This window comes from Hyphococcus sp. D3-15, from assembly GCF_055809375.1.
On sequence record NZ_CM147910.1, the window covers coordinates 3,643,230 to 3,667,406 of the forward strand.

At 58.2% G+C, this 24,177-nt stretch carries 21 protein-coding genes; 9 read left to right on the top strand and 12 right to left on the bottom strand.

Going from position 1 to position 24,177, the window contains the following annotated elements:
- Positions 1–93: 93 nt before the first annotated feature.
- Complete coding sequence (locus AC0L8G_RS17605; RefSeq protein WP_473385461.1) at positions 94–2,124, bottom strand: nuclear transport factor 2 family protein; 2,031 nt, start codon at positions 2,122–2,124, stop codon at positions 94–96.
- Positions 2,125–2,407: 283 nt separating this feature from the next.
- On the opposite strand from AC0L8G_RS17605, the gene AC0L8G_RS17610 reads away from it, so the two are divergent.
- Together AC0L8G_RS17610 and AC0L8G_RS17615 are read left to right on the top strand one after the other, a co-directional pair.
- Entirely contained in the window at positions 2,408–3,541 is a 1,134-nt protein-coding gene (locus tag AC0L8G_RS17610; RefSeq protein WP_473385462.1) for a GAF domain-containing sensor histidine kinase, read from the top strand.
- 25 nt (positions 3,542–3,566) lie between these two features.
- Complete coding sequence (locus AC0L8G_RS17615) at positions 3,567–4,217, top strand: response regulator (RefSeq protein ID WP_473385463.1); 651 nt, start codon at positions 3,567–3,569, stop codon at positions 4,215–4,217.
- 2 nt (positions 4,218–4,219) lie between these two features.
- Here the strand turns inward: AC0L8G_RS17615 and AC0L8G_RS17620 are convergent, their stop codons facing one another.
- From AC0L8G_RS17620 to sppA, 5 genes are all read right to left on the bottom strand, one after another.
- A complete protein-coding gene (locus AC0L8G_RS17620; protein ID WP_473385464.1) occupies positions 4,220–5,836 on the bottom strand; it encodes a long-chain fatty acid--CoA ligase in 1,617 nt (538 codons plus the stop codon).
- A 94-nt stretch (positions 5,837–5,930) separates the two neighbouring features.
- Positions 5,931–7,172 (bottom strand): CCA tRNA nucleotidyltransferase, encoded by a 1,242-nt coding sequence (locus AC0L8G_RS17625; protein ID WP_473385465.1) that lies wholly within the window; start codon positions 7,170–7,172, stop codon positions 5,931–5,933.
- Entirely contained in the window at positions 7,169–7,828 is a 660-nt protein-coding gene (locus AC0L8G_RS17630) for a CoA pyrophosphatase (RefSeq protein ID WP_473385466.1), read from the bottom strand. Before AC0L8G_RS17630 ends, AC0L8G_RS17625 begins: the two co-directional genes overlap by 4 nt.
- A 1-nt stretch (position 7,829) precedes the next feature.
- The gene (locus AC0L8G_RS17635; RefSeq protein WP_473385467.1) at positions 7,830–8,399 is read right to left on the bottom strand and encodes a DUF1285 domain-containing protein; all 570 of its coding nucleotides are present in this window, start codon (positions 8,397–8,399) and stop codon (positions 7,830–7,832) included.
- Between the two features lie 81 nt (positions 8,400–8,480).
- On the bottom strand, positions 8,481–10,373 hold the full coding sequence (gene sppA / locus AC0L8G_RS17640) for a signal peptide peptidase SppA (RefSeq protein WP_473385468.1): 1,893 nt from the start codon (positions 10,371–10,373) through the stop codon (positions 8,481–8,483).
- Positions 10,374–10,699: 326 nt separating this feature from the next.
- Here sppA and AC0L8G_RS17645 point away from each other — a divergent pair, with 326 nt between their 5' ends.
- The 5 genes from AC0L8G_RS17645 to AC0L8G_RS17665 all read left to right on the top strand — a co-directional run bounded on the left by AC0L8G_RS17645 (position 10,700) and on the right by AC0L8G_RS17665 (position 18,251).
- Positions 10,700–11,692: an AAA family ATPase gene (locus AC0L8G_RS17645; RefSeq protein ID WP_473385469.1), complete on the top strand. Its 993-nt coding sequence runs from the start codon at positions 10,700–10,702 to the stop codon at positions 11,690–11,692.
- 23 nt (positions 11,693–11,715) lie between these two features.
- A complete protein-coding gene (locus AC0L8G_RS17650; protein WP_473385470.1) occupies positions 11,716–12,633 on the top strand; it encodes a DUF58 domain-containing protein in 918 nt (305 codons plus the stop codon).
- Between the two features lie 3 nt (positions 12,634–12,636).
- On the top strand, positions 12,637–15,360 hold the full coding sequence (locus tag AC0L8G_RS17655) for a DUF4159 domain-containing protein (protein WP_473385471.1): 2,724 nt from the start codon (positions 12,637–12,639) through the stop codon (positions 15,358–15,360).
- Entirely contained in the window at positions 15,357–17,459 is a 2,103-nt protein-coding gene (locus AC0L8G_RS17660) for a hypothetical protein (protein ID WP_473385472.1), read from the top strand. Before AC0L8G_RS17655 ends, AC0L8G_RS17660 begins: the two co-directional genes overlap by 4 nt.
- Before the next feature lie 123 nt (positions 17,460–17,582).
- A complete protein-coding gene (locus AC0L8G_RS17665; RefSeq protein WP_473385473.1) occupies positions 17,583–18,251 on the top strand; it encodes a hypothetical protein in 669 nt (222 codons plus the stop codon).
- 9 nt (positions 18,252–18,260) lie between these two features.
- Here the strand turns inward: AC0L8G_RS17665 and queD are convergent, their stop codons facing one another.
- Together queD and queE are read right to left on the bottom strand one after the other, a co-directional pair.
- On the bottom strand, positions 18,261–18,617 hold the full coding sequence (gene queD / locus AC0L8G_RS17670) for a 6-carboxytetrahydropterin synthase QueD (protein WP_473385474.1): 357 nt from the start codon (positions 18,615–18,617) through the stop codon (positions 18,261–18,263).
- Between the two features lie 30 nt (positions 18,618–18,647).
- Positions 18,648–19,277: a 7-carboxy-7-deazaguanine synthase gene (gene queE / locus AC0L8G_RS17675; protein WP_473385475.1), complete on the bottom strand. Its 630-nt coding sequence runs from the start codon at positions 19,275–19,277 to the stop codon at positions 18,648–18,650.
- Positions 19,278–19,686: 409 nt separating this feature from the next.
- On the opposite strand from queE, the gene AC0L8G_RS17680 reads away from it, so the two are divergent.
- Both AC0L8G_RS17680 and AC0L8G_RS17685 read left to right on the top strand, forming a co-directional pair.
- On the top strand, positions 19,687–21,150 hold the full coding sequence (locus tag AC0L8G_RS17680; protein WP_473385476.1) for a S41 family peptidase: 1,464 nt from the start codon (positions 19,687–19,689) through the stop codon (positions 21,148–21,150).
- A 135-nt stretch (positions 21,151–21,285) separates the two neighbouring features.
- Positions 21,286–21,531 carry a hypothetical protein gene (locus AC0L8G_RS17685; protein ID WP_473385477.1) on the top strand — a complete coding sequence of 82 codons (246 nt, stop codon included), beginning with the start codon at positions 21,286–21,288 and terminating at the stop codon, positions 21,529–21,531.
- Here the strand turns inward: AC0L8G_RS17685 and AC0L8G_RS17690 are convergent, their stop codons facing one another.
- From AC0L8G_RS17690 to AC0L8G_RS17705, 4 genes are all read right to left on the bottom strand, one after another.
- On the bottom strand, positions 21,532–21,834 hold the full coding sequence (locus AC0L8G_RS17690; RefSeq protein ID WP_473385478.1) for an ion channel: 303 nt from the start codon (positions 21,832–21,834) through the stop codon (positions 21,532–21,534). It abuts the gene before it with no gap.
- 199 nt (positions 21,835–22,033) lie between these two features.
- Positions 22,034–22,351: a hypothetical protein gene (locus tag AC0L8G_RS17695; protein ID WP_473385479.1), complete on the bottom strand. Its 318-nt coding sequence runs from the start codon at positions 22,349–22,351 to the stop codon at positions 22,034–22,036.
- Positions 22,352–22,522: 171 nt separating this feature from the next.
- Complete coding sequence (infC, locus tag AC0L8G_RS17700; RefSeq protein ID WP_473385480.1) at positions 22,523–23,107, bottom strand: translation initiation factor IF-3; 585 nt, start codon at positions 23,105–23,107, stop codon at positions 22,523–22,525.
- Positions 23,108–23,181: 74 nt separating this feature from the next.
- Entirely contained in the window at positions 23,182–24,168 is a 987-nt protein-coding gene (locus AC0L8G_RS17705; RefSeq protein WP_473385481.1) for a glycosyltransferase family 9 protein, read from the bottom strand.
- Positions 24,169–24,177: the final 9 nt, after the last annotated feature.

Here is a 24,177-nt window from a genome sequence, read left to right on the forward strand (position 1 = left end):
TTGCCCCATCCTCCGACAACCTTATCCCTGATCAGCGCAAGTTGATCCCGTCGATCTCTGGTCCTGTAGGCGGCGATTGGTAGCCATGCTCGGTCATGCTGGCCTCCGGCAGCATCTCGCACGGCACACAATCGGGCCAGTAGTTTTCAGGCGTCCGTCCACTGACCGGATTTCGATAATGGAACCACATGGGCAGAATGGATGGCCAATCGATCGTTTCGCCGCCGCCGCCGCGAAATCCTTCCATCCGGCGCCCCAGATCGGGCAGCAAAATATCAGGCGGATAAATGGTGAGAAGCTTGCTGGGCGGCCGCTCGTCACTGCCTTCAGGATCCTTGGCCGCCGACCACCCCCTTTCCAATCAGGCGAGTAAAAATAATGTTCGTCGATGGTCAGACTCCAGAATCGCCAAATCCCGTTTTCCAGAACAAGCTGATCGTTGGGATACATGCCGCCGTGAAATCCGCCCATGTAAAAATAGGCGGGCGCACCGGGGTCTTTGGTCGTTCGCGGCTGAAACAGCCGCGTGCGCAAATTCGCCGAGCGCCCGTCATGCGAGACGTGGATGACCAGTTGCGTGCGCCAGTGAAACGAAATGGCAGGACGCATTTCGCGCGGCGGGCCCCAGGACGCATTCGCCGCCCCCATAATGCGGTCGCGCCCAAGATAAAAGCCGGCGAAGGGGGATTGTTTGTTGCCCTGTTCTGCAAAAATTGACGACAAATTCGTCCACTGGAAGTCATCAAGGTAGTATCCGTATGCCGCCGAAACATTGACAACATTGTCATAGGCCTCAGAGCGCTTCAATCGGCGACGCGCATCAGCAAGGCGTTCGGCTGCATCAGCAGACAATATGTCATCGCTCACCGCTGCAATCGGCCCGGTCAGATTTTCTGTTGCGAGGACAACATAATCCCCTGTTTCCACCGAACGCTCGCTAGCAGGATTGGGGCCGATAAACGCAGGAACATTTCGCTCAACGGTTTCACCGCTTCCCCAACCGTCGTGATAATCGGCCTTCATTACGGGGTAGACACGCAGCTCTTTAAACTTCCAGACGCCATCTTCCTTGACGAAACGATTGCGATAAACATTGATCTCCCACTGCGCGGCGCCTTCATCGGCATCGCCCAGCATGGCGAGTTCGATGCCGCGGCTTAGTGCTTCGTTCCCGCCCGGCGCAACTTTGACGATTGTGTCGAACAAAGGATGCTCATTGAGCTCCCCATGCTCAAGCCCCGCAGGCCCCATCCGCTCCATGGCGCTGCGTACGCCCTCACGGCCGTGAAAAACGCCGACGCCGCCAATCTCGACAGCACTATCGGCAGCGAACAGATCGACAACATCATTCCACATTTTACGGTCAACATAGTAGCCGTAAGCGTTTTGCAGATTTCGTACTGCATCCTCGTCGTTTAACGCGGCAATATGCTTTTCAAGGCTCTCAAGCGTCTCGGTGGTTGCCGGCGCCTTCCCTTCAGGTTGCGGAATTGCAATGCCGGTTTCATCGATGGTGAAATGGTAAGGAATGTGCGGCAGGTCTTCGCCATTCACATTCGTCCAACCATCAGCGTAGTCGCCTTCATATTGCGGAAAGTAACGCATCACGGCGATCTTCCAGGCGCCGCCCTCGCGTACATACTCATTTTCATAAAGGCCGCCCTCGAACCATGCCCGGCCTTCGCCATCACCCTTGAAAGCGAGGCTCATCCAGCGTCCTTTTGCGCTCTCGCCGTCGACGGACAGGTTCACCAGCGGCTCGTCGATGAATTCGGTGTTGAGCGCGCCGGACGCGAGGCCGTCCATGCCGCCGCCTCTCTGTTTCAGCCAATCCTCAATCGCTTCACGCCCTTTGACCTGATCGTCACCCCATTCGACCTGGGCGTCCGCCGCGAAAAGGTCGGCCATGTCCGACCACAAACCGAATTGTCCATATTGAGCGTAGCTGCGTTGCAAATCTTTAACCGCACGCAGCGATTGCACGCGATCCACATCGCGCGCCAGACTATCCAGCCCCGCTATTGGCGGCGATATCGTCTCAGCGTCGTTTTCGGCGCTACAGGCGGCAAGCAATATGGCGAGTGACAAGATCACAAAATCTCTGCCAGCCTTGATGAATTTCATCGCCACCCTCCCGTTTTTTATGATTCAGGCTCTGGCAGCTTCGATCTTCATCCCGTTCCATGCAAGAAGCCGGCGGACCGGTTCGCACGATCATCCAAAATTAGTGCCTCATGGATCAATTCAGGAAGTTCGATACGAACGCAGGCCAGCCATAGGCGCGCCTTGCCACGCCGGGATATTGGTGGTGCAATCTGCGTTTTCCTTCTCCTAACTTATGTCAGGGAAGCGTCCCTGTCGAAACAGCATAGCACGCCAAAACCAGATGTCTGATCCTAGCTCTCCCATGATCGACCAAGATCACTTGCGCGAGATGATCGAGGTCATTAGCGGCGAACTGGAGCTACGCCCGCTTTTGACCGTAATCGTTCAAAAAGCCTGCGAGCTGTTGCACGCGGAGCGCGGATCCATCGGCCTGGTTGAACCTGCGGAAGGTATTGTTCGTATCGAAGCTGTCTACAAAATGCCGCGAGAGGAACTCGGCTCCATTGCCAAAGCTGGAGAAGGTCTGGCAGGCCGCGTATATGCCGACCAGGCGCCGGTTTTGCTCGACCGCTATGGAGAGCTGGCCGCACCGCCCCTACCAGGCATGGACGAGGACAGCGTCATCGGCATGCCGATCATGTGGCGCGGCGACATTATCGGCACATTCGGCATCGGCGCCGGTCCGCCCAAGCGGTTTGGCGACAATGATGTGCGCATGCTGGGCACTTTCGCGCGGCATGCGGCAATCGCGATAAACAATGCGCGCGCTTACGAACAAAATAAAAAATATGCGGCGCTTAAGGAGCGTCAACGCCTGGCCCATGACCTGCACGATAATGTCAGCCAGCTGATTTTTTCACTATCACTTGTGGCTGAATCGATCGGTGCGGGATACGCGCGCAGCAAAACCGAAGGCGACGCGCGGACGGCCAGGCTGCTGGAAATCGCCAGCCTTGCGCAACGGGAAATGAAAGCGCTATTGGCGGAACTGCGCCTGCCCACAGAATCCGAACACGATTCTCTCGGCGCTTATGCTCGGGCAAACGGGCTGGCCAAGGCTTTAAAACACCATAGCGCCCTCACCGCAGCGGAAAACACCGTCGTTCACATCGACATAAACGACAACAAACTCAATGAGGCGCAGACCGAAGCGTTATTGCGGATCGCACAGGAAGCCATGGCGAATGCTTTCCGCCATGGGAAAGCGCAGTCGGTGCGGATTTCCCTGGACGGAGAAGGTGAAAAAGCCCGGTTTCGGGTTGAGGACGACGGCGACGGCATAACAGAGGACGCTATGAAGTCCGCCGCGCCGGGGACCAGCGGCATCGGCGTCGCCAGCATGCGAGCGCGCGCCGCGACCATTGACGGAATCTTGAACATTTCCGCTTTGCCCTCCCGCGGCGTGTGCGTTGAGGTTCTCTTCCCGCTGGCCTAACATGGCCTTGGAGAGAGAAATCGGCATGTCAGCTCGCAAGCCCATACGCATCGTTATTGTGGACGATCACCCGATCGTGCGGGAGGGACTGCGCACACTGCTTGGCGACGAGCCGGGCATCGAGATTGTCGGCGAGGCCGGCGACGCGGATGTCGCCGAAGGCGTGATCGAAGAACTAAATCCGGACGTGGTTTTGATGGATGTCGCCCTTCCGGGGCGCAGCGGCGTTGATGCTGCTATTTCACTCAAAGCAAAGGGACATGGCGCCAAAATCGTTCTGCTCACCAGCGCGCTAGGAGATGACCTCCATTTGCAGGCGGCGATTGATGCTGAGGTGATGGGGTATCTTTTAAAGGACGTCTCAAAGGGCGAGTTACTCTGGTCCATCGAAAGCGCCAGTCGCGGCGCGCCGGTTTTTCACCCCGCCGTTCAAAAACAATTACTCCGGCGCGCGACAGGCGAACAACAGCCTCACGAAAAGCTAACGCCGCGCGAACTCGACATTTTAAAGGAAATCGCCCGCGGGAAAAGCAACAAAGCAATCGCCTACGACCTCAGCCTGACTGAAGGCACCGTGAAAGGGTATGTCAGCGTTGTCCTGTCCAAACTTGGCGTCGACGACAGAACGCAAGCAGCGCTCTACGCCGTCAAACACCAATTGACGGACAGCCCGTGAGGCTAAACAGCGAGTTGGTAATCCTTGAAGATTTTCCTTAGCTCTGTCTTCAAGACCTTTCCTGTCGCGCCCAACGGTATTTCCTCTACGAACTCAACAGCATCGGGCCAAGCGATTTTATCCAGCTTGTTTTTCAGAAACTCTTTGATCTCATCGGCGCTCGGGTTCTGCCCCTCTTTTTTTACAACGATCAGCAAGGGACGTTCCTGCCATTTTGGGTGATACACGCCAATGACGCCCGCCTGTGCAACACCGGGATGAAGGAGTGCGGCGTTTTCAACTTCGATTGAAGACACCCATTCGCCGCCGGTTTTAATCACGTCCTTCGAGCGGTCAGTAATCTGCATGAACCCGTCAGGATCGATATTGGCGACATCGCCTGTATCGAACCAGCCGTCAGCCGTAAGCGTTGGCTTGTCGGCCTTGTAGTATTCACCAATGATCCATGGACCGCGAACCTGCAATTGCCCCTCGCAAACACCGTTGCAATCGAGCACATGCCCGGCGGCGTCGACAATTCGCATATCGACAAATGGCAACGCCCGACCGGCTTTCAATTGATAGGGAATGCGCTCATCAAGCGGCAATGCTCTGATATGTGGCGGCAGGGAGTTTACGGTGCCCACCGGCGACATTTCCGTCATTCCCCATCCTTGCTGCAACTCAACGCCATACTTTTCGAAGCCGCGTATCAACGCCTCCGGCAATGCGGAACCGCCGCTCATCCCCATACGCAGATGCGGCAACTCCTTGCCGGTTGCTTCGAGATATTGAAGCAATCCCAGCCAGACCGTCGGTACGCCAGCGCTATAGGTCACTTTCTCGCTGTCGAACAATTCATACAGCCCCTCGCCGTCCAGACGCGGGCCGGGAAACACCTGCTTCACACCCGTCATCAGACTCGAATATGGCGTGTTCCATGCGTTCACATGAAACATTGGAACAACGGGTAACAGACAATCGCCTTCTTTTAGGCCAAGCGCCGCCGGCAGGCAGCATGCGAATGCCTGCAGCACAAGCGCGCGATGGGAATAAACAACACCTTTGGGGTCGCCTGTGGTCCCCGAAGTGTAGCACATTGCTACCGCTGTGTTCTCATCAAACTCCGGCCACTCAAAAGCTTCAGAGCCCGCCTCGACAAAGTCCTCATAGACCAGCACACCGTCGCCAGCATCACTGGCGTGGTCAGCGTCCGTCATGAGACAGAAATGTTTTACCGATTTCAGATGCGGCTTTAGCGCGGTGACAAGCGGCGCAAATGTCAGATCATAAAAGAGATATTCGTCTGCAGCATGATTGACTACGAAGGCGGCGTTCTCCGGCCCTAGCCGCGGATTGATCGTGTGCAGCACAGCGCCGATCCCGCCAACGGCGTAATACATTTCAAATTGGCGATAGGTATTCCATCCAATAACACCGACCCGGTCGCCGGCTTTTACGCCAAGTTCTACAAGCGCATTTGCAAGCTTGCGAATGCGCCGTTCGGAATCGGCGATTGTGTAGCGATGAATTGGCCCCTCAACGGTGCGCGTAACGATTTCGGTGTTGCGGTAGTTCCGCACCGCATGTTTGAGGATCTCGGTCGTCAAAAGCGGCCGGTCCATCATTAAGCCTTGCATCGCCGTATTCCTCCCTGGCGTTCAGTCGCGCCATAAAATCGGTTCTTGCACGCCGGGTCAAATGCCGGGCGCCGTTGGCGCTGCTCTATGTAGTTTATTGCCGGATTTCGGCGATTTCCGCGGCCAGAATTTCCCGTTGACGGTCCGCCGGAGGGAAATTCTCGGCTATCCAGTTAGCCTCAACCGCGCTGAGTATCTTGGAGACCGCCGGCCCCGGCGCGATGCCTGCGTCGACCACATGTCGTCCGGATATCTCAAAAACCGGCACAGGCAACGCCTCCGCCTTCACCTTCAACTGCTGATATTCACTATCGCTTATTCCGCCTCGCGCAACGGCAACCAAAATCGCATCAGAAAATCCATCGCGTCCATGCCGGTACAACCGTTCGCGAATGAGCGATTCGCCCATTTCCGGCGTGATGCTTGCCGCACCTTCAAGCGCCCTGGCGCGCATCGCCTTTTCAGCGTTTGACAACCGGAGAGCACGCCCCAGCCCGGCGCCCTCATCGCCATAAATCGCCGCGAGCATCAATGGCGCCGCCGCCGCCGGCTCCAACGCTTTCATCGTAGCAGCGGCGGCCAGATTGGGCTCGCTTGGCCAAATTTCGGCGAGCACGCCGCTCTCCCGCATCGCCGAGAGTGCAAACGAAGCGCGCGGCAAAGACAAGATATTCGAAAACTCCGCACCGACGCGCTCGGCGGACAATTGCCGCACCCCCTCTTTCAATGCGGCGCAAGCGGCCAGCCCGGGTTTATCGAACGTTGAACAAAACCGCGCCGAAAAACGGAAGAACCGCAGGATCCGCAAATAGTCTTCGCGTATGCGCGCTTCTGGCGCCCCAATGAACCGGACGCGCTTGGCGATCGCATCCTGCAAGCCCCCTTGTGGATCGTAGAATTCGCCATCCGGGGTAAGGTAGATTGCGTTCACCGTAAAATCGCGACGCGCCGCATCCACCGCCCATTCCTTGGTGAAAGCAACGCTCGCGCGGCGCCCGTCAGTAGAAACATCCGCGCGCAACGTCGTCACTTCAACGCCTTGATGATCAATAATCGCCGTGACGGTGCCGTGATCTAGCCCTGTCGGCGCGACACCGAGGCCCGCGCGTTTCAGCGCCGCAATGGCAGCGTCTGGAGGCAAGGTCGTCGCTACATCGAAATCTTTGGGAGCAACCCCGACCAGACTGTCGCGCACACACCCACCGACAAATCGCGCGCTCCCAGGCTCGACCGCTTCCAATGCTGCAATGACTTTTTTTAGATGCAGCCAATCGAGCCAGGAGAAATGCGCACGCTGTTCCTCCGTTAACGGACGAAGCGCCGCATCAGCGCTCATCGGCGTTGCTCCGGCTGAATTATTTCAGCGAAAGAACGTAATATGCCGGCTGTCAGCCCCCAAATGTGATAGCGGCCGTAAGGCGCGGCGAACATTTTGTAGGTGACGCCGTCAAGCGTTCTGTCTTCTGTCACATGGTTCGACAAATCCGCGACAAAATCGAGCGGCACTTCAAAGATCTCGCCGACTTCCCTCGGACAAGGCTTCAATGGCGCATCCGGCGCCACCAAGCCAATGACTGGCGTGACTGAAAAACCAAGTCCGCCTTTGTGGACGCCAAGCGTGCCAATCACATCCACCGCCTCCGGCGGAATGTTCACTTCCTCATGCGTCTCTCGCAATGCCGTCGCAATCGGACCATCATCTTCCGGTTGCGTTTTGCCGCCAGGGAAACTGATTTGTCCGGCATGGGACGGCATGTCCGAGGCGCGGACCGTAAGGATGACATTGACGCTCTCCCGGCGGCGAACAAGAGGCACCAAAACAGCAGCGTCTTTACGCTTGTCGCTCCAGCGTTTTTCGAACAGTTTTTCTCCAACGAGATGCGGGTTGATTTCCCCAAACAGCTCGCGGACGCGCGCAGCAGTCGCATGTTTCAGATTGCTCTCAATCAATGCGCGCAATTCGTCCGCCGGTCGTTCAGAACTGTTCGTCATGCTATGCATAAACTTCGCTTGCCGGCCCAAATGGAAAAAACACGCCTCCCGAAAAAACGCCAAACGTTTCTTCGCCATCTATCTCGCGGGTTTCGCATAGTTCGACAAGGTCATAATACACCGCCCGGGAAATGCGCGCTTCGAGCCCGTTGCGAATGTCTATATAGGGCGCGATCTCCCCGGTTTCAGCGACCATACGGAAATCGATAGGGTGCTCGCGACCTGCTTCAACTTCATCACCCAGATTGGTGGTGAACCACAGCCTTTGACTGGCGCCAGAGCCCTCCCGCCGCATCAAGACGCCAATAAAGGGCGCGTCCTCCACGGAAATCGCCATCTTTTCGACCGGCGTCACCAGATAAAAGCCATCCTCTTCGCGCCTCAACACGGTGGAAAACAAGCGCACCAACCGGGCCCTGCCGATCGGCGTGCCTTCGTGAAACCACGTTCCGTCGCGCTTGATGACAAGGTCGATCTTCCCGCAAAAATCGGGATTCCATTTCTCAACAGGCGGCAGGGACTTGCTTCCCGCGCCTTCCAGCGCCGCAGCATATCGCATGAGATCGGTCATATTAAAAAACCGGCGCCGCACTTAGCGCGGCGCCGGCCCCTATTTTACTTGCGCCCCGATGGGCCTAGGCCGCTCCGGCCTCTAATCACAAGTCATGCAGCGCGCATAGGCAGCGTTCGGATCATTAAACTCGGCGAAGAATTCCACCTGATCATCCGCAGCCCGGACAAATTTGGCGATTGCGCCTTCAGCGCGCTTGGGTTGTCCCGATCCCATCGCCGACAGAACCTCGCCTGAAAGGTTGCTCAAGAACATTTCAAACGTGGTGCGCTTTTCTTTCATGTCAACCACATCATATTTTTCAAGCTTTGCAAGGCGAGCCGCCGCTTTAATCGCATCGTCATAGTCACCGAGATGGTCGACAAGTTTCAGCTCAAGCGCTCGCTCGCCAATCCAAACCCGGCCCTGACCCACGGAATCCACATAAGGTTTTTCCAGGTCACGACCGCCAGCGACAATCGTAAGGAACCGGTCATAACCGTTTTCCGTCGACTGCTGTAGAATATCCGCAGCGCTCTGCGGCAATGGCCCCACGCCGGTCGCGAGAATTGGCGACAAATTAGTGGTGCCGACGCCATCTACAAACACACCCACTTCTGCGGCTGTGTTTTCGAAAGTGTTGAAATATCCGAAAATGCCGATCGAACCGGTGATGGTCGTCGGGGACGCCCAGATTTCATCGGCGTCAGCGGCGATCCAGTAGCCGCCTGATGCTGCAAGCGACCCCATGGACGCCACGATTGGCTTTCCGGCGGCTTTCAGCGCAATAATCTCGTCGCGCATAATGTCCGACGCGAAAGCGGAACCGCCCGGGCTGTCGATGCGCAGCACCACCGCTTTGATCTTGTTGTCCTCGCGCGCCTTTCTCAGCTGTTCTGCAATCGTGTCCCCGCCAGCAGCGCGGCCAGAAGGCGCTTCGCCATCAATGATCGTACCGGCCGCGGTGATGACGACAATATTTGGATCGCCGTCATCTTCATTTTTGTCGAGCGACGCCAGATAGCGGCGGAAACCGACTTTCTTGAATGTCTTGCCGTCTTTCGATTTGCCGTAGGCTTCAATGAGTTTCGCATTCATGTCAGCGCGCGACAGCAATTCATCGACAAGCCCTGAATCAAGCGCCGCCTTGCCGAAGTCGCCTTCGACGCTTTTCATGATCGCGCTCATATTATTGGCGTAATTCTCGACCGACCCCGGCGCCAGACCGCGCGCGCCCTCAACGGATTCGGCGTATTTGCTCCAAAGCACGTCGAGATATGCGATATTGGCTTCTTTGGCTTCCGGCGACATGTCATCGCGCAAGAACGGTTCCACCGCCGACTTGAACGTCCCGACACGGAAGACGTGCGTCGTCACTTTCAGTTTTTCCAGGAACGACTTCACATAGGTTCCGTAAGCGCCATAGCCGTAAATCAACAGGTTTCCGTAATCGTTCATGTAGATTTTGTCGGCATGGGCAGCGAGGAGATATTGATCCTGGCTGTAATAATCTCCGACCGCGACAACGGATTTGCCGCTTTCCTTGAAGCTGTCGATTTCCTTGGCGAGGTAATGAAGCTTGCTTGCGCTGGAAGGTGATGCGCCAAGCGCGCCGAGGTCGAGTACGATCCCCTTTATGCGCTTGTCATTTTTTGCAGCGCGGATCGCCTTGACGAGATCATGCACTTCAATCTGGGATGGTTCGGAAATGCCATATGCTTCCTCGCGCAAAACTTCGAGCGGGCTCGAGTCTTCCGCCATTTCAACCAGCACGCCATTTGGATCGATAACCAGCGCGGCTTCGTCCGGGATGGAAATTGAAACGGGGTCATTGCTGCCGGCGATGCCGTTCGTGACCTGGATAAGGACGCCGACAAAAAGGAGCAAAATGATGAGTCCGATGAGGCCCTGCAATACAAGCAAGAAACCGATCACCAGCTTGGCGAACCCTTTGATGAAACCCCAGACCGTGAAATGCGACTCGTGTTCAGACACAAACGTCCCCTTTACCACACAGCCGGCGCCATGCCGGCATCAAGGGCGCGGCTGAAGAAGCCTGCTCCCATCCATTCGTCCGCCCTCGCCTTCCGGCGTGCGGCCCTGTCGACGAATGCCCCGCCAGCGCCAAGTGAAACATACCTGACGCCATGCAAAGCATCGTAATTACATTGGGCGCAGGCCCGCAAGGGGCAAGACATTTTCGACAATGCGTTCGCTTTCCTTGCCAAGTGGTTCTTTAACCACCATGAAGCCATGCTATCTGGAAGATTAGACCAGAATCACAGCCCGTTACCTCAAGCCCCAGGATTGATGCGAGCCCCATGACCAACACCCAGCCTGACCAGGAACTTTTGCAAAAATTTGATGAGATTTCGGTAAAATTCGGGCGTGCGCGCGCCGCATTAGGAAAGGTTGTCTTTGGCCAGGACAAGGTAATCGACCTCACCCTTGCTACACTTGCAGCAGGCGGACACGGCCTGCTGGTGGGCGCGCCAGGGCTGGCGAAGACCCTTCTGGTCACTTCAATCGCTGATTTAATGGGGCTTTCGGCCAAACGCGTGCAATTTACGCCCGATCTGATGCCAGGCGATGTATTGGGGTCGGAAGTGCTGGAAGAGAGCGCCGAAGGGCGGCGGGAATTCCGTTTCATTCCGGGACCCATTTTTTGCCAGCTCTTGATGGCTGACGAGATCAACCGGGCGTCGCCCCGGACCCAGTCTGCGCTCCTGCAAGCCATGCAGGAGCACCATGTGACAGTCGCTGGGGCGCGACATGACCTGCCGGTCCCTTTTCACGTTCTTGCGACCCAGAACCCGATTGAGCAGGAGGGCACCTATCCGCTGCCGGAAGCCCAGCTTGACCGCTTCCTTCTGCAGATTGATGTCAAATACCCGGATATCGACGCAGAGCGTAAAATGCTCGCCTCAACGACCGGCGCCAGCGCCGCTACAGTAGAAGCCATGATGACGGCGGACGATCTGGCGGCGGCGCAGCAATTGGTTCGCCAAATGCCAATCGGCGAACAGGTTATTGAAAAGATACTCAAGCTTGTCCGCGCCGCTCGCCCGACTGAGACAGCGACGGAGCGGGTCAAAAACTTTGTCGCTTGGGGCCCGGGCCCGCGCGCCAGTCAGGCCTTCTCACTTGCAGCGCGCGCGCTCGCACTGATCGACGGACGGCATGCGCCGTCTCTGGACGATGTTGAGCGATTGGCGGGTCCGGTCTTACGTCACCGGATGGCTCTCAATTTCACTGCGCGCTCTGAAGGCATCAGCACCGATGACTTCATCAAGGAATTGATGGCGGGGGCCTGACCGGAAAAGGAAGGATGCGTCCGATGACAGCTTCCGGGCCTCACTTGCCAGCGATCCGCCATGAAGCGGAAAAGGCCGCCGCGCATTTTCCTGCGATGCTGCTGGAAGCTGAACGCATCGCGCAATCCGTTTCCGCTGGCCTTCACGGACGCCGCCGCGCCGGGCCCGGCGAAACTTTCTGGCAGCACAGACCTTACGTCTTCGGCGATTCAGTATCGGCCATTGACTGGCGGCAATCGGCGCGCGCGTCGGGTCGGCTTTATGTGCGCCAGAATGAATGGGAGTCCTCCGCCGCCGCTTATCTCTGGCGCGACCCGTCACATTCGCTCGACTACGCGTCGAGCAAAGAGTGGCCGACCAAGAGGCGCAGAGCGGATACTTTGCTGACCGCGCTGACAATCCTGCTGTCCCAGGCCGGCGAACGCATCGGCTTGCTCGGCGATGACGCCAATATCGGGTCCCGAAGGCCGTTTCAGGGACGGACCGCACCGGAACGAATGCTTGAAGCGCTTGGCGCAGATAACTTTGATGACGAGAAAGGCGCGCCGCCCATTGCAGCGACGCCTGTCGGTTCTCGGGTCGTCATGGCGAGCGACTTTTATACAGCGCCGGAAGGTGTAGAGCGCGCAGTTGGAACTCTCGCGGGCGCCGGCGCAAAGGGCGTGCTATTGCAAATTTGTGATCCAGCGGAAGAAGAATTCCCGTTTGAAGGGCGCGTGGAGTTTCGAGATCTCGAAAGCGCAGACAAGCTGACATTCGGCGAGACGGGATCTTTAGCCAACGCCTATAAAGAAAAATTTTCCGCGCACCGCCGCGCCCTCGAGGCGATCGCCCAAAAGAATGGGTGGAGCTTTATCGCACACCGAACGGATCGCACGCCTCAAACGGCTTTGCTCGCGCTCTTCGCAGCGCTTGCCGATATGCGCGTCTGGAAGGCGTGACCCATGGGCGCCCTGAGCTTCACATCACCATTCATTCTGTTGGCGCTCGGCGCATTGCCGCTAATATGGATCTTGCTCCGGGCGACACCGCCAGCGCCGAAACGCGAACGGTTCCCGGCCTTCATCATCCTCCGTGAACTGAAGACCGCAGAAGAAACGCCTGACCGCACGCCTTGGTGGCTGCTTTTAATGCGCCTCTTGCTAGCCGCTTTGATCATTCTAGCGCTTGCGGGCCCCATCCTAAACGCACCTCAACCCAGCACACATGCTGGCCCGCTCGTGCTTGTAGTTGATGATAGCTTAGGCGCAGCGCAACAATGGCGCGTCCGCCGCGACGCCATGCGCGAGGCCGCTGCGCAAGCCATCGAAGCAGATCGGCAAGTCTTTCTAATCACCACCGCACCGCAAAGAATTCCATCACCATTGGAACCCATCACTGGCGAGGCGCTGCGATCCACCGCCGACAGCCTCAGCCCCTCGCCATATTTTGCTGACCGCGCCGACACTTTGACGAGGCTTTCCGACCTCGACCGCTATCTCTCCGCTGGTGACGCAGAAGTCCGGTGGTTGTCTGACGGCATCGCTGGCGAAGACGATGAAGCACTGGCGATCGCATTGCGCGAGAAAGGTGCGCTTTCCCTTTATGCAGATTTGCGCGCGCCGAAATTTCTGCTGCGCGATCTTCCACTTGGCAATGATGCGCCCTCTTATCGGGTCGAACGGCTTGATGCGGGTGCAACTGCAGAAGGCGCAATCGTTGCAAATGCCCGCGATGGCCGGGAACTCGCGCGCAGCGACTTTGAAATGGCGCCAGGAGAACGCTCGCGTGACGTTACGCTGAACCTGCCTTTGGCGCTTGCGAATGAACTTTCTACGGTTCGGATAGAATCTATCCCGTCCGCGGGCGCCGTATATCTAAGCGACGCCCGCAACAGGCGCGCCCTTATCGGCCTTGCACGCAATGCGCAGAGCGCCAGCGACAATTTGCTTTCCGGCGATCACTATATTCGAGAAGCGCTACAGCCTTATGCGGCGTTTCTGGATGGCGAACTCTCGGCACTCATCGCATCCGATGTCTCTGTCATCGTCCTCGATGATGTCGGACGCTTGCGCGCCAGCGAAGCGCAGGATCTCACCCAATGGGTAGAAAGCGGCGGCGTTCTAATCCGCTTCGCCGGCCCCGTGCTGGCGGAGGCGGCGCAAGACCGGTCGCCAGAACTAACGCCTGCGCCCCTGCGTGGCGGCGGCCGCGCATTCGGCGGCGCGCTCACCTGGGACACGCCGCAGCGCCTCGACGCCTTCGCGCCGGAAAGCCCGTTTGCCGGACTTGAAGTACCAGGCGATGTTCTCATCCGCCGCCAAGTGCTTGCTGAACCCGGCGGCACAACCACCAACCGTACATGGGCGCGGCTCCAGGATGGCACGCCGCTAGTGACGGGCTTGCGGCAAGGCGACGGCGTTATCGCGCTTTTTCATGTGACCGCGACGCCAGCATGGTCCGACCTGCCGCTGTCTGGACTGTTTGTGGACATGCTTCGCCGCCTGACTTTCCTGTCCTCTTTGGGCCCCGAAGCATCCGAGGATGGCGCCGACGCGCTCTACGCCCCATTGCGGCTGCTTAGCGGCGAAGGCCGGCTCACCCGGCCCGGTGATGGGGCACGCGCGTTGACGGCGGCGGAGCTTGCGCTCGCCCCCTCGCCGGAACGAGCGCCAGGATTTTACGGCGCTCCTGAGGCGCCCCTCGCCTTGAACGCTGTACCGGCGGAGGCCTCCTTCGAACCGATTTCCATTCCCGGCGTACAAACTCTCCCCTATGAAGCCGCGCCGCCGGTTGCGCTCAGCCCGCCGCTATTCATTGTCGCGCTGCTTTTGTTGCTGGCGGACGGCTTGCTTGCCTTGTTCATCAGCGGCCGATTGAACTGGCACACAGCAGCGGCGGCGATGGCCGCGTTACTCATCGTTCCGTTTTCGCCGGATCAGGCAACTGCGCAGCCGCTCGATCCGCCGATAGAAGCGAAAACGGCGGAAGCTGCTATCGCCACCCGGCTGGCATTCATCGAGTCCGGCGACCCTTCTATCGACACGCTTACGGAACAGGGCCTCGCGGCGTTAAGCCGGGAAATGCACCGGAGGACGGCGGTTGAGCCTGCTGCGCCTGAAAGCGTAAACCCCGATATCGATGACCTCTCGGTCTACTCGTTCCTTTACTGGCCGATCGCCCCGGAAGCGCCCACGCCTTCGGACACCGCCCTCGCTAATATTGAAAATTTCATGCGCTTCGGCGGTTTGTTGTTGATCGATACACGCGACGACGAACGCTCTGTCGGCGCGGGCTCGACACCCGAAAGCGCTGCGCTGCAGCGCATTCTCAGTGCGCTCGACATTCCGCCTTTAACGCCCGTGGACAACACGCATGTCCTCACACGCTCTTTCTATCTTATCGACACCCTGAATGGGCGCAGCAATAACAACCCGGTTTGGGTGGAGGCTGACTCCAGCGGCTCAAATGACGGGGTGACAGCGGTCATTATCGGTGGGCGTGACTGGGCGGCCGCATGGGCGGCGGACAGTTTCGGCCGGCCGGTCAGGCCTATGGGCGCCGGCGGACCACGGGCCCGCGAACTTTCCTATCGGGCTGGCGTCAATATGGTGATGGTTGCTCTCACCGGAAATTACAAATCCGACCAGGTGCACACGCCGATCTTGTTGGAGCGCCTCGGCAAGTGATCACCCTTCCTTACAACATTATTCTCGATCCGCTTTTGCCCCTTTGGGGCCTGATCGCCGTAGCGGTCATTGGCGCCATTCTCACTATCCTCTCGCTTGTCCGCAGTTGGAAAAGCGGGATCGCGCGCCTTTTCGCCATTGCCGCGCTGCTGGGCCTGCTTGCTGGCCCAATGACGCGCGAAGAAGAAACCGCGCCGCTAAACGACATTGCTCTAATCCTCGCCGACGAAAGCGCCAGCCAGTCGCTCGACGGGCGCGACCGCGTCACAGAAGACGTTGTGGAACGGCTTACTGCAAGGCTTGAGGCGATCGGCGGCATCGATGTTGAAGTCATACCTTTCTCCGGAGATGACGAAACCCATACGGTCGACGCTTTGCGACAAGCCGTTGCCGATACGCCGCATCAACGGCTAAGCGCGGCGTTCGTAGTCACGGACGGACAAGCCGCTGACGCAGCAGATGCGGCCCAGTCCATGAATATCGATGCGCCGGTGCATTTGCTCGCCACCGGCAACCCAAGGGAAACGGACCGCAAGATCAGTCTCATCAGCGCGCCGCGTTATGGCATTGTCCGCCAGTCTGTCCGGGTGAGTTTTCAGGTCGATGATCTGGGGCCGGAAGAAATCCCGATCAGCAATGCGGGGTCTGCGATGGTCACCTTGCGGATCGGCGGCGAGGAAATTTTGCGCGAAGCCGTGCCCGTTGGTTCGGAGGCCGGTTTCGACGTGCCGCTGGACCGGCCAGGACAGACAATCATTGAGCTTGAAGTCGTTGAGCGGAACGGAGAGCTAACCACGCGCAACAATATCGCCGTACTCCCTATCACCGCAGTGCGTGACCGGTTGCGCGTGCTGTTGATCTCGGGCGAGCCGCATCCTGGGGAACGTGTCTGGCGAAACCTGCTTAAGTCCGACCCTGCTGTCGATCTGGTGCACTTCACCATTTTGCGCCCCACTGACAAAAATGACGGCACGCCGGTGGATGAATTGGCGCTGATTCCATTTCCGCAAGATGAACTCTTTATCGACAAGCTTGATGAATTCGATCTTCTGGTTTTCGACCGCTACGCCTATCGCGGCGTGTTGTCGTCGTTCCATTTCGACAATATCGCGCGCTTTGTTGATGGCGGCGGCGCTGTATTGATCGCGTCCGGTCCGGAGTATAATGGGCCGCTCAGTCTTGCGAACCGCCGCAACCTTTCCTTCATTCTGCCTGCCCTGCCAGCGGGCCCCGCGATCGAAGAGACCTACCGGCCTGAAATCACTGATCTCGGCTTACGCCACCCGGTGACTGCAGATCTTCCGGATTCTGATATTTGGGGACGTTGGCTGCGCTTGATGCCAGTGACGCAAATGCGTGGGCAAACCTTGATGCAAGGACCGGATGGCGAGCCATTGCTCATTCTTGACCGCATCGGAAAAGGACGCGTCGGATTGTTTCTTTCAGACCACGTCTGGCTGTGGGCCCGCGGCTTCGACGGCGGCGGACCGCATGCAGAACTGCTGCGGCGCATCGCGCATTGGCTAATGAAAGAGCCTGAACTGGAAGAAGAAGCGCTGGCGCTGCATGCTGAACAAAACGATCTCATCATCGAGCGGCGCACCATTGCAGAAGAAGCGCCGCCCGTCGCCCTCACCTTCCCCGACGGGGACATACAGGAGTTGCAGCTATCTGAATCCGACCCGGGTCACTTTACGGCCCGGATCAGCGACGCCCCGCGCGGCCTTTACCGGGCGTCTTCAGATGAGCTGTTTGCAATCGGCGTTGTCGGCGTTGAAGCTGCGCCTGAATTCCAAAATGTCGTATCAACCGGCGCGCAATTAGCGCCGCTTTCCGATGGCACCGGCGGCGGCGTTTTCGCAATTCGCAGCGGCGACGGCGTCGCCTTGCCGGAGATAAGACGCCTGCGCAGTGACGTGACGAGCCGGGCCGGTGAGCGCTGGGCTGGCGTCCTTCAACGCAACGCCGCCCGGGTAGAGAATGTTAAAGATGCGCCGCTTGCGCCAGCAATATTCTGGTTGCTTGTCCTGGCGCTATCGCTCCTCGCCGCCTGGGCCATAGAGGGCGGACGCATTCAGCTTCGGCGCAAGCAGGGTTAACGGGCATCAACCCTGTTTCGCCGCCCTGCTGATAAAATAAATTTATCTATTTGTTTAACGGCGCTGAAAATCGCGCAGGCCTATTCTGCCCAAAAGGCACATAATGTCAGAGGGAGCATGCGCGTGGCGTTTGCGATCAACAAACAATCGAGTGACCAGGCCAAGCGGCGCAGCCCGCTTGCCGGCTGGCTCGGAAAAAAGAATGATGCGGGTCAGGACGAAATCCCTGCGATGGATGTCGCGGCCGGCCTCGACCGTGCTTTGCGCAATCGCAAGGCGAATATCGAAGAGCCCGATCCCGAAACCCGGGAAAACCCGGTTCGCGATGCGCTGACCGCAATTGAAGCGGCGCTCTACGCCATTGACCGGGTGCGCGACATTCTCGAGCAGGCGTGCGAGGTCGCGATTTCCGCCAAGGACGTTGAAGATGTCGGCGGACGCTCGCTCCTTGCAGAGAGCTATGACGAGCTGCGGCTTTCGATCAATGAATCGCTCGACAAAATCGACCCGCGCGCCGCAGTGCTGATCGGCAAAGGGCAGCGCCATATCGATGTGATGCTCGGCGGACGCACGAAATATTCGGTTTCGCCCATTCGTCTGGATATTGGCGAAAAGGGTCTCGACCTTCCCCCGCCGGTGGATGCGTTCGCGAGTTATGATGAAATCGACAATGTGCTCACCCAGCTCGACAAGGCGCTGGGCCGCGCTGATTGCGCCGCCGCCAGCTATTGCCGGGACGCGCAATATCTCATCGCGCGAATGAAGGCGGAACTCGCCAACAACGCGGCCTAGAGAATTCGTCTAAACAGTGAAAATGCAGGTCTCGCCATTTGACGGGCGCGACACGCGCACTTCAGCAAGGCCTGGAAAACGCGGCTTCAGCTTCGCCGCCGCCCACTGGCAGATATTTTCAAGCGTCGGACGCTCCAGACCCTCGACTTCGTTGAGGAGCCGGTGATCTAGCGCGTCGTGAAGGCCTTGCATGGCGTCCGCGACATCCGCGAAATCAACCACCCAGCCTGTTGCCTCTTGCGGATCACCCTCAATCACCACTTCCATGGTGAAGGAATGCCCATGCATGCGCGCATAGGGGCGCGCATTGGGGTCGTGATCCAGATAGTGCGCGGCGTCGAAACTCATCGACTTGACGATGCGCATGGGCTCCTCGTTCTCATTTGTCCGCGCGCCCTAGGGAATGCCCAGAATTTTGTGGGTCTGTAAACTAAGGCGCCATTGCGGATGCTTGCGGCAATATTCAATCGCGGCGGCGGTCTCCGCAGCGCGCGAGGGCCCGTCCATAGGCTGCAAAAAGAAAAAGTCAAATGCGAGACCGCTAAACGCCTCCGGCGGGGCGTCCGACTGATGGTAAACAAGCTTCAGCTCGTTCCCTTGCCGCTGGACCAGCGGCGCGGTTGATTTAGGGCTGACACAGAGCCAATCAATCCCCTCCGGCGCGGCGACCGTGCCGTTGGTCTCCACCGCGATTTCGAAGCCTTTTTCATGAAGCGCGGCGATCAGCGGCGCATCCAGCTGCAGCAAGGGCTCGCCGCCAGTGCACACGACATAGGGCCGCCCGCCGCCCGGCCATGCAGCGGCCACCGCCGACGCCAACGCCGCTGCGTCTTTGAATTTGCCGCCGCCGGGCCCGTCGACGCCGACAAAATCCGTATCGCAAAAAGTGCACACAGCGCTTAGACGGTCGCGTTCCAGCCCCGACCAGAGATTGCACCCGGCAAAGCGCAGGAACACAGCCGGGCGGCCGGCCTGTGCGCCCTCGCCCTGTAATGTGTAGAAAAGTTCTTTAACGGCATAGCTCATATGCCCCGGCTTTACTGGAAAGCAGGCTCCAGTCCTAGACAGGCATGCAAATTGGCCGCCCTGGAGGTCAGCTCACAGAAAACCGCTGTTTCTGGCCGCCACGGCCCCTGTCGCCTTGGCGGCCGGAACCGCAGCATTGGCTTGACTATTTTTGCCAAATGCCCACGATTTCAAATTACATGGGGAGATAACCTTAATAATCCTGTTGTGAGTATCAATAATGAGGAAAAACTCCGCCTTTAGAACGGCCTACGCTCCGTTTTTTATTGCGGCGCTGATGCTTGCGAGCGCCTGTAGCGGCGGCGGGGGCGGCTCTCAGGCAGGCGGCGGAACCACGCCCCCACCGACAGGCGGGGGCGGCACTGGTCCGACCTGGACTTCCGGCGTTTTTCAACCTTCCAGTCAGTTCGTGAACCGGTGCCAAACCGTTCGGACCGGCCTCGACATTGAAGGCAATCCCTTTCCCGATCAGTCGGGATCGACGCTTCTGGAGAATTTCTGGCTGCGGTCCTGGACCCACGAAACCTATTTGTGGAACGATGAAGTCGTCGATCGCAATCCTGCAAACTACAATAGCCGCCTCCAATATTTCGATCTCTTGCGGACCACGGCGCAAACGCCCTCAGGCAAAGACAAAGACCAGTTTCATTTCAGCCAGCCGACCGAAGAATATCTGGCGGAGCGCAACTCTGCGCCGGTCTCGGGTTATGGCGCCAGCTTCATCGCGTTTTCTACAACGCCGCCGCGCGATTTCCGGGTGCGATATACAGAGCCGAATTCGCCAGCCTCCGAAGAAATCATGGGGCAACCGAATTTTCAGCGAGGCAGCAAGCTTCTGGAAGTGGACGGCGTCGATATCGTCAACGCTAATGGCCAGGCGCAGATCGATGCGATCAATGCCGGTTTATTCCCGGCCAATGCCGGCGAGATGCATAGTTTCGTGGTGCAGGATCCCGGCAGCGCCGGCACGCGGACTGTCATGCTGATCTCCGCCGATATTGCGCCCAACGCGGTTAATCGGTTGCGGGTGATTGACACGCCGAGCGGCAAGGTCGGGTACGCGCTGATCAACACATTTAGCCCGTTCGCCTCGGAAAAGCAGATTGCAGACGCAATTGAGTCACTCAGCACCGAAAGCATCTCAGATCTGATTCTTGATTTGCGCTACAATGGCGGCGGATTGGTCGCCGTCGCCGCCCAACTTGGCTATATGGTAGCCGGCGACACGCAATCCAGCGGCAAAGTATTTGAAGGGTTTCGCTTCAATGCGGATGCCGGCAACACCAATCCCGTCACCGGTCAGCCGAATACGCCCAGCCCGTTTTACAGCACCGGGCTGGGATTCTCGCTCGCCAATGGCGCGCCTCTGACGAGCCTGGACCTTCCGCGTGTGTTCGTTCTTTCGACCGGCAACACCTGCAGCGCCAGCGAATCTGTTGTTAACGGCCTGCGCGGGATTGATGTCGAAGTGATATTGATAGGCGGCACAACATGCGGCAAGCCATTCGGCTTTTACCCTGAAAGCAATTGCGGGGAGACCTATTACTCGATCCAGTTTCAAGGCGTGAATGACAAGGATTTCGGCGACTACGCTGACGGCTTTATTCCAAATAATTCGAACGCCACCAGCGGCGTGCGCATTCCAGGCTGTTCGGTCGCCGATGATTTCAACAATGAGCTCGGAGACGAAGCGGAAGCCATGCTTGCCGCCGCGCTTCAGTTTCGCGCGACGGGCGCCTGCCCGACACCGGTTTCACAAGCGCCTTCAGGCATCACGGCCAGTGCGTCGCGACAAGCTGAATCGCCGCCGGTTGATCTTACGCCGGGCCTGAATGTCATGCAGCACAATCGCGACTTGCGGACACCGGATTAACGTGAAAGCGAATTGGCAATGAGACGATTGCACAAAGCACAAATTGCCGCCCTCATCGGCGCGGTCTTGGTCACGGCCTGCCAGACGGGAGTCGCCTCACAATCGGCCGTTCTGAGCGCCTCAGATCCTGAGACCATGACAATCGTAAAGTCTGCTCTCGCTGACGCCATGAATGTCGCCAGTGTCGAACTCGGTCCGGGAGACCCCACGCAATCCCCGACAATCTCGGTGCTGCCGCCGAGGCCCGGGCAATATGAAGATCGCAGCCCCGCGACGCCGACCCAGTTTGACCTGATCCTGCGAGGAACCGCCTGCTACGCAGTGCGCCGCGATACAGGCGCGGAGTTTGAACTGGAAGGCGTGTCCTGCCGGCCGCTGTAATCACCCGCCTGGTTTACCGCCGAGGTGAAGCTGTCTCACGACATCGAACATAAACGCGGCCGAAAGCCCGAAGAGCAGCAGCCCGTTCGCCGCCGTCGCGCCGGATAACAAACGCCACTCATCAGGCAAAAGCACATCGCCAAAGCCGAGTGTTGTGAATGCGGCGCCGGAAAAATAAAGCGCCGTTTCCCAATGCTCAAACATGTCATATTGCACATACACCCACGCCCAAATTCCGATTTCGAGTGTGTGAGCGAACATCAGCCAGAGCACCAGCAGGACGAGCACAGCCGTGTCGCGCAAAAACCGGACAACGCCTTGCGCGCGACTCCTGGCGGCGCGAAATACAGCAGCGGCGGCTGCGACGAATATACCGTGAATGAACGTCGTCGCAGAAATGATTAAACAGTTGATCAGAAGCTGGTGAAAAATGCCGGCGCTTTGCATAGACCCTCACGCAATTTCTATAGCAGCAAACAATCATGTTTGTCGCGAGCGTAGGTCAATTTGAGAGGTTTTGCGCCTTTGAGATGAGCTTTAACCGGCCATTGGCGCGCTTAACAGCTTCGTCGAGCTGCTTGAGCGCTTCATCCACTTCGCCTGCTTCAGCTTCTTCCGCTTCAAGAAGGTCTTTGGCCGCCTTCAGCTCTGCGCCCAATGCTGAAAGCGCTGCGTCGTCGGGCGCCGCGCGCTGGTCGCCGCCCTGGTCAGACACCGCCTTGCGCGCAGCCAAGCCGCCAGCGATCACGCCGAAAACGAAACCGGCGAGCGCCAGAGGCCATCCATTGGCGAGCATTTGCGTCAGCGCATTCATATCCATTGCTTTCCGCCATCCGTGCGCCACAAGCGCCGAAGGCTCGGCGCGCATCCTTTGCGCCGCCTCACCGCGAAGCAAGGGCCGGGCCAATCTGTGCCAGAATAGCAAAGCCGCAAAGAAAAACCGCCCGCATTGGCAATGCGGGCGGCATTAACCTTCAATATCGCGCAAGCGCTAGCGCGGCGCCATAACCATGACGATTTGGCGGCCTTCCATTTTCGGAAACTGCTCGACCTTGGCGATATCGTCAAAATCGTCCTGAACGCGCTTGAGCAAATCCGCACCGCGATCCTGGTGCGCCATTTCCCTGCCGCGAAAGCGCAACGTCACCTTGACCTTGTCGCCTTCATCAAAGAAGCGCCGCATCGCCTTGACCTTCACTTCATAGTCATGGGCGTCGATATTCGGCCGCATCTTGATCTCTTTGATCTCAACGACTTTTTGCTTCTTCTTGGCTTCCGCCTTCTTTTTCTGCTGTTGATATTTGAATTTGCCGTAATCAAGAATCTTGCACACAGGCGGCGTCGTTGTTGGCGACACTTCCACAAGATCAAGACCGGCCTCAACTGCAATGGCGATCGCTTCCGGCGTCTTAACCACACCGCGTTTTTCGCCGTGATGATCGATCAACAGGACCTGTGGAACTTCGATATCTTCATTGATGCGCGGACCGTCGGATTTCGACGGCGGGGCTGCAAAAGGTCTGCGTGCTATGGACTTCTCTCCATCGGTTGCTAGAGGACAAATTCCTGCCGCCATTTCGGTGAGAAACGGTTAACCGTATTCCCAAAATGCGACAGAGGCGTGGATATATAAGGGTTTCCCGGCATCAATCAACGGGCATGGGCGGATCGAGGCTCACCCTGGCTTAAATCGACGAGCCCCATATTGATCAGCGTGCGCCAGACGAAAACCGGCTCTACAGCCTCAAGACCGGCTTTTCCGGCGTCAGCAGGCGCAGTCATGGTGACAATATGGCGGCCTTCGGCGACGAAAGGCTTGTTCGCCGGAGCGATTACCACCCCTTCGCAGCCAACGCTCAGCGCCAATTGAAGCTCTTCGGCGCCATCACTGACAAAAAACGCCGCTTCCTGAGCCAGCGCCGCCAATTGCAGGTGGTCCGTTTTTCCGGTGAGGTCCACCAGTTGCGGCGTTTCATGGGCGATTTCGTCGCCGAATGCATGCAAGCTCTTCGACCCAGCCAGCACCGGCATGAACCCATCCTGCACCATCTGGCTTGCTATTCCGGCATAACCTGCGGCGCTCCATCGCCGATCCGCCGCTTCTCCCGGCAGCAGCAGGCCAAACGGGCCTGAAATGCCGTACCAGGAGGGCTGCATATTGGCGCTGTCTTTACGGGCCGCCACCGCCCAGCTGAGATCCGGCAGACGGCTGGCTATTTCCAGACCGGCGCTTTCGGCCAGCTTATCGAAACGCGGGCTCGCCGCCGACAATCCCCTCGATGGCTTGGATGCCGGCTCCGCCGAAAACCACTTTGGTCCAAACATCCCCATCGCGCCTTTCAGGCGGCGCGCGAGGTCATCACCGGAAAGATCATAAACCTGTTCGAATTTTGACGCCTTAAGCTGACGCACAAACTCTTTGCGGGCCTCGCCATCGCGCATATTCGGCATCGCGGCGACCTGATCAAAATAGGGAGATGCGCGCGCAATCCGCTGCAAGCCTTGCGTGGTCAAAAGGCTGATTTTCGCTTTGGGATGGGCCTGACGAATGGCCTCGAACACAGGATCCGCATCAACGAATGCTGTCAGCCCGTCGGTTTTCACAACGAGAATATTGTTCTGTTTACGCCCCAACATGTCGCCCCA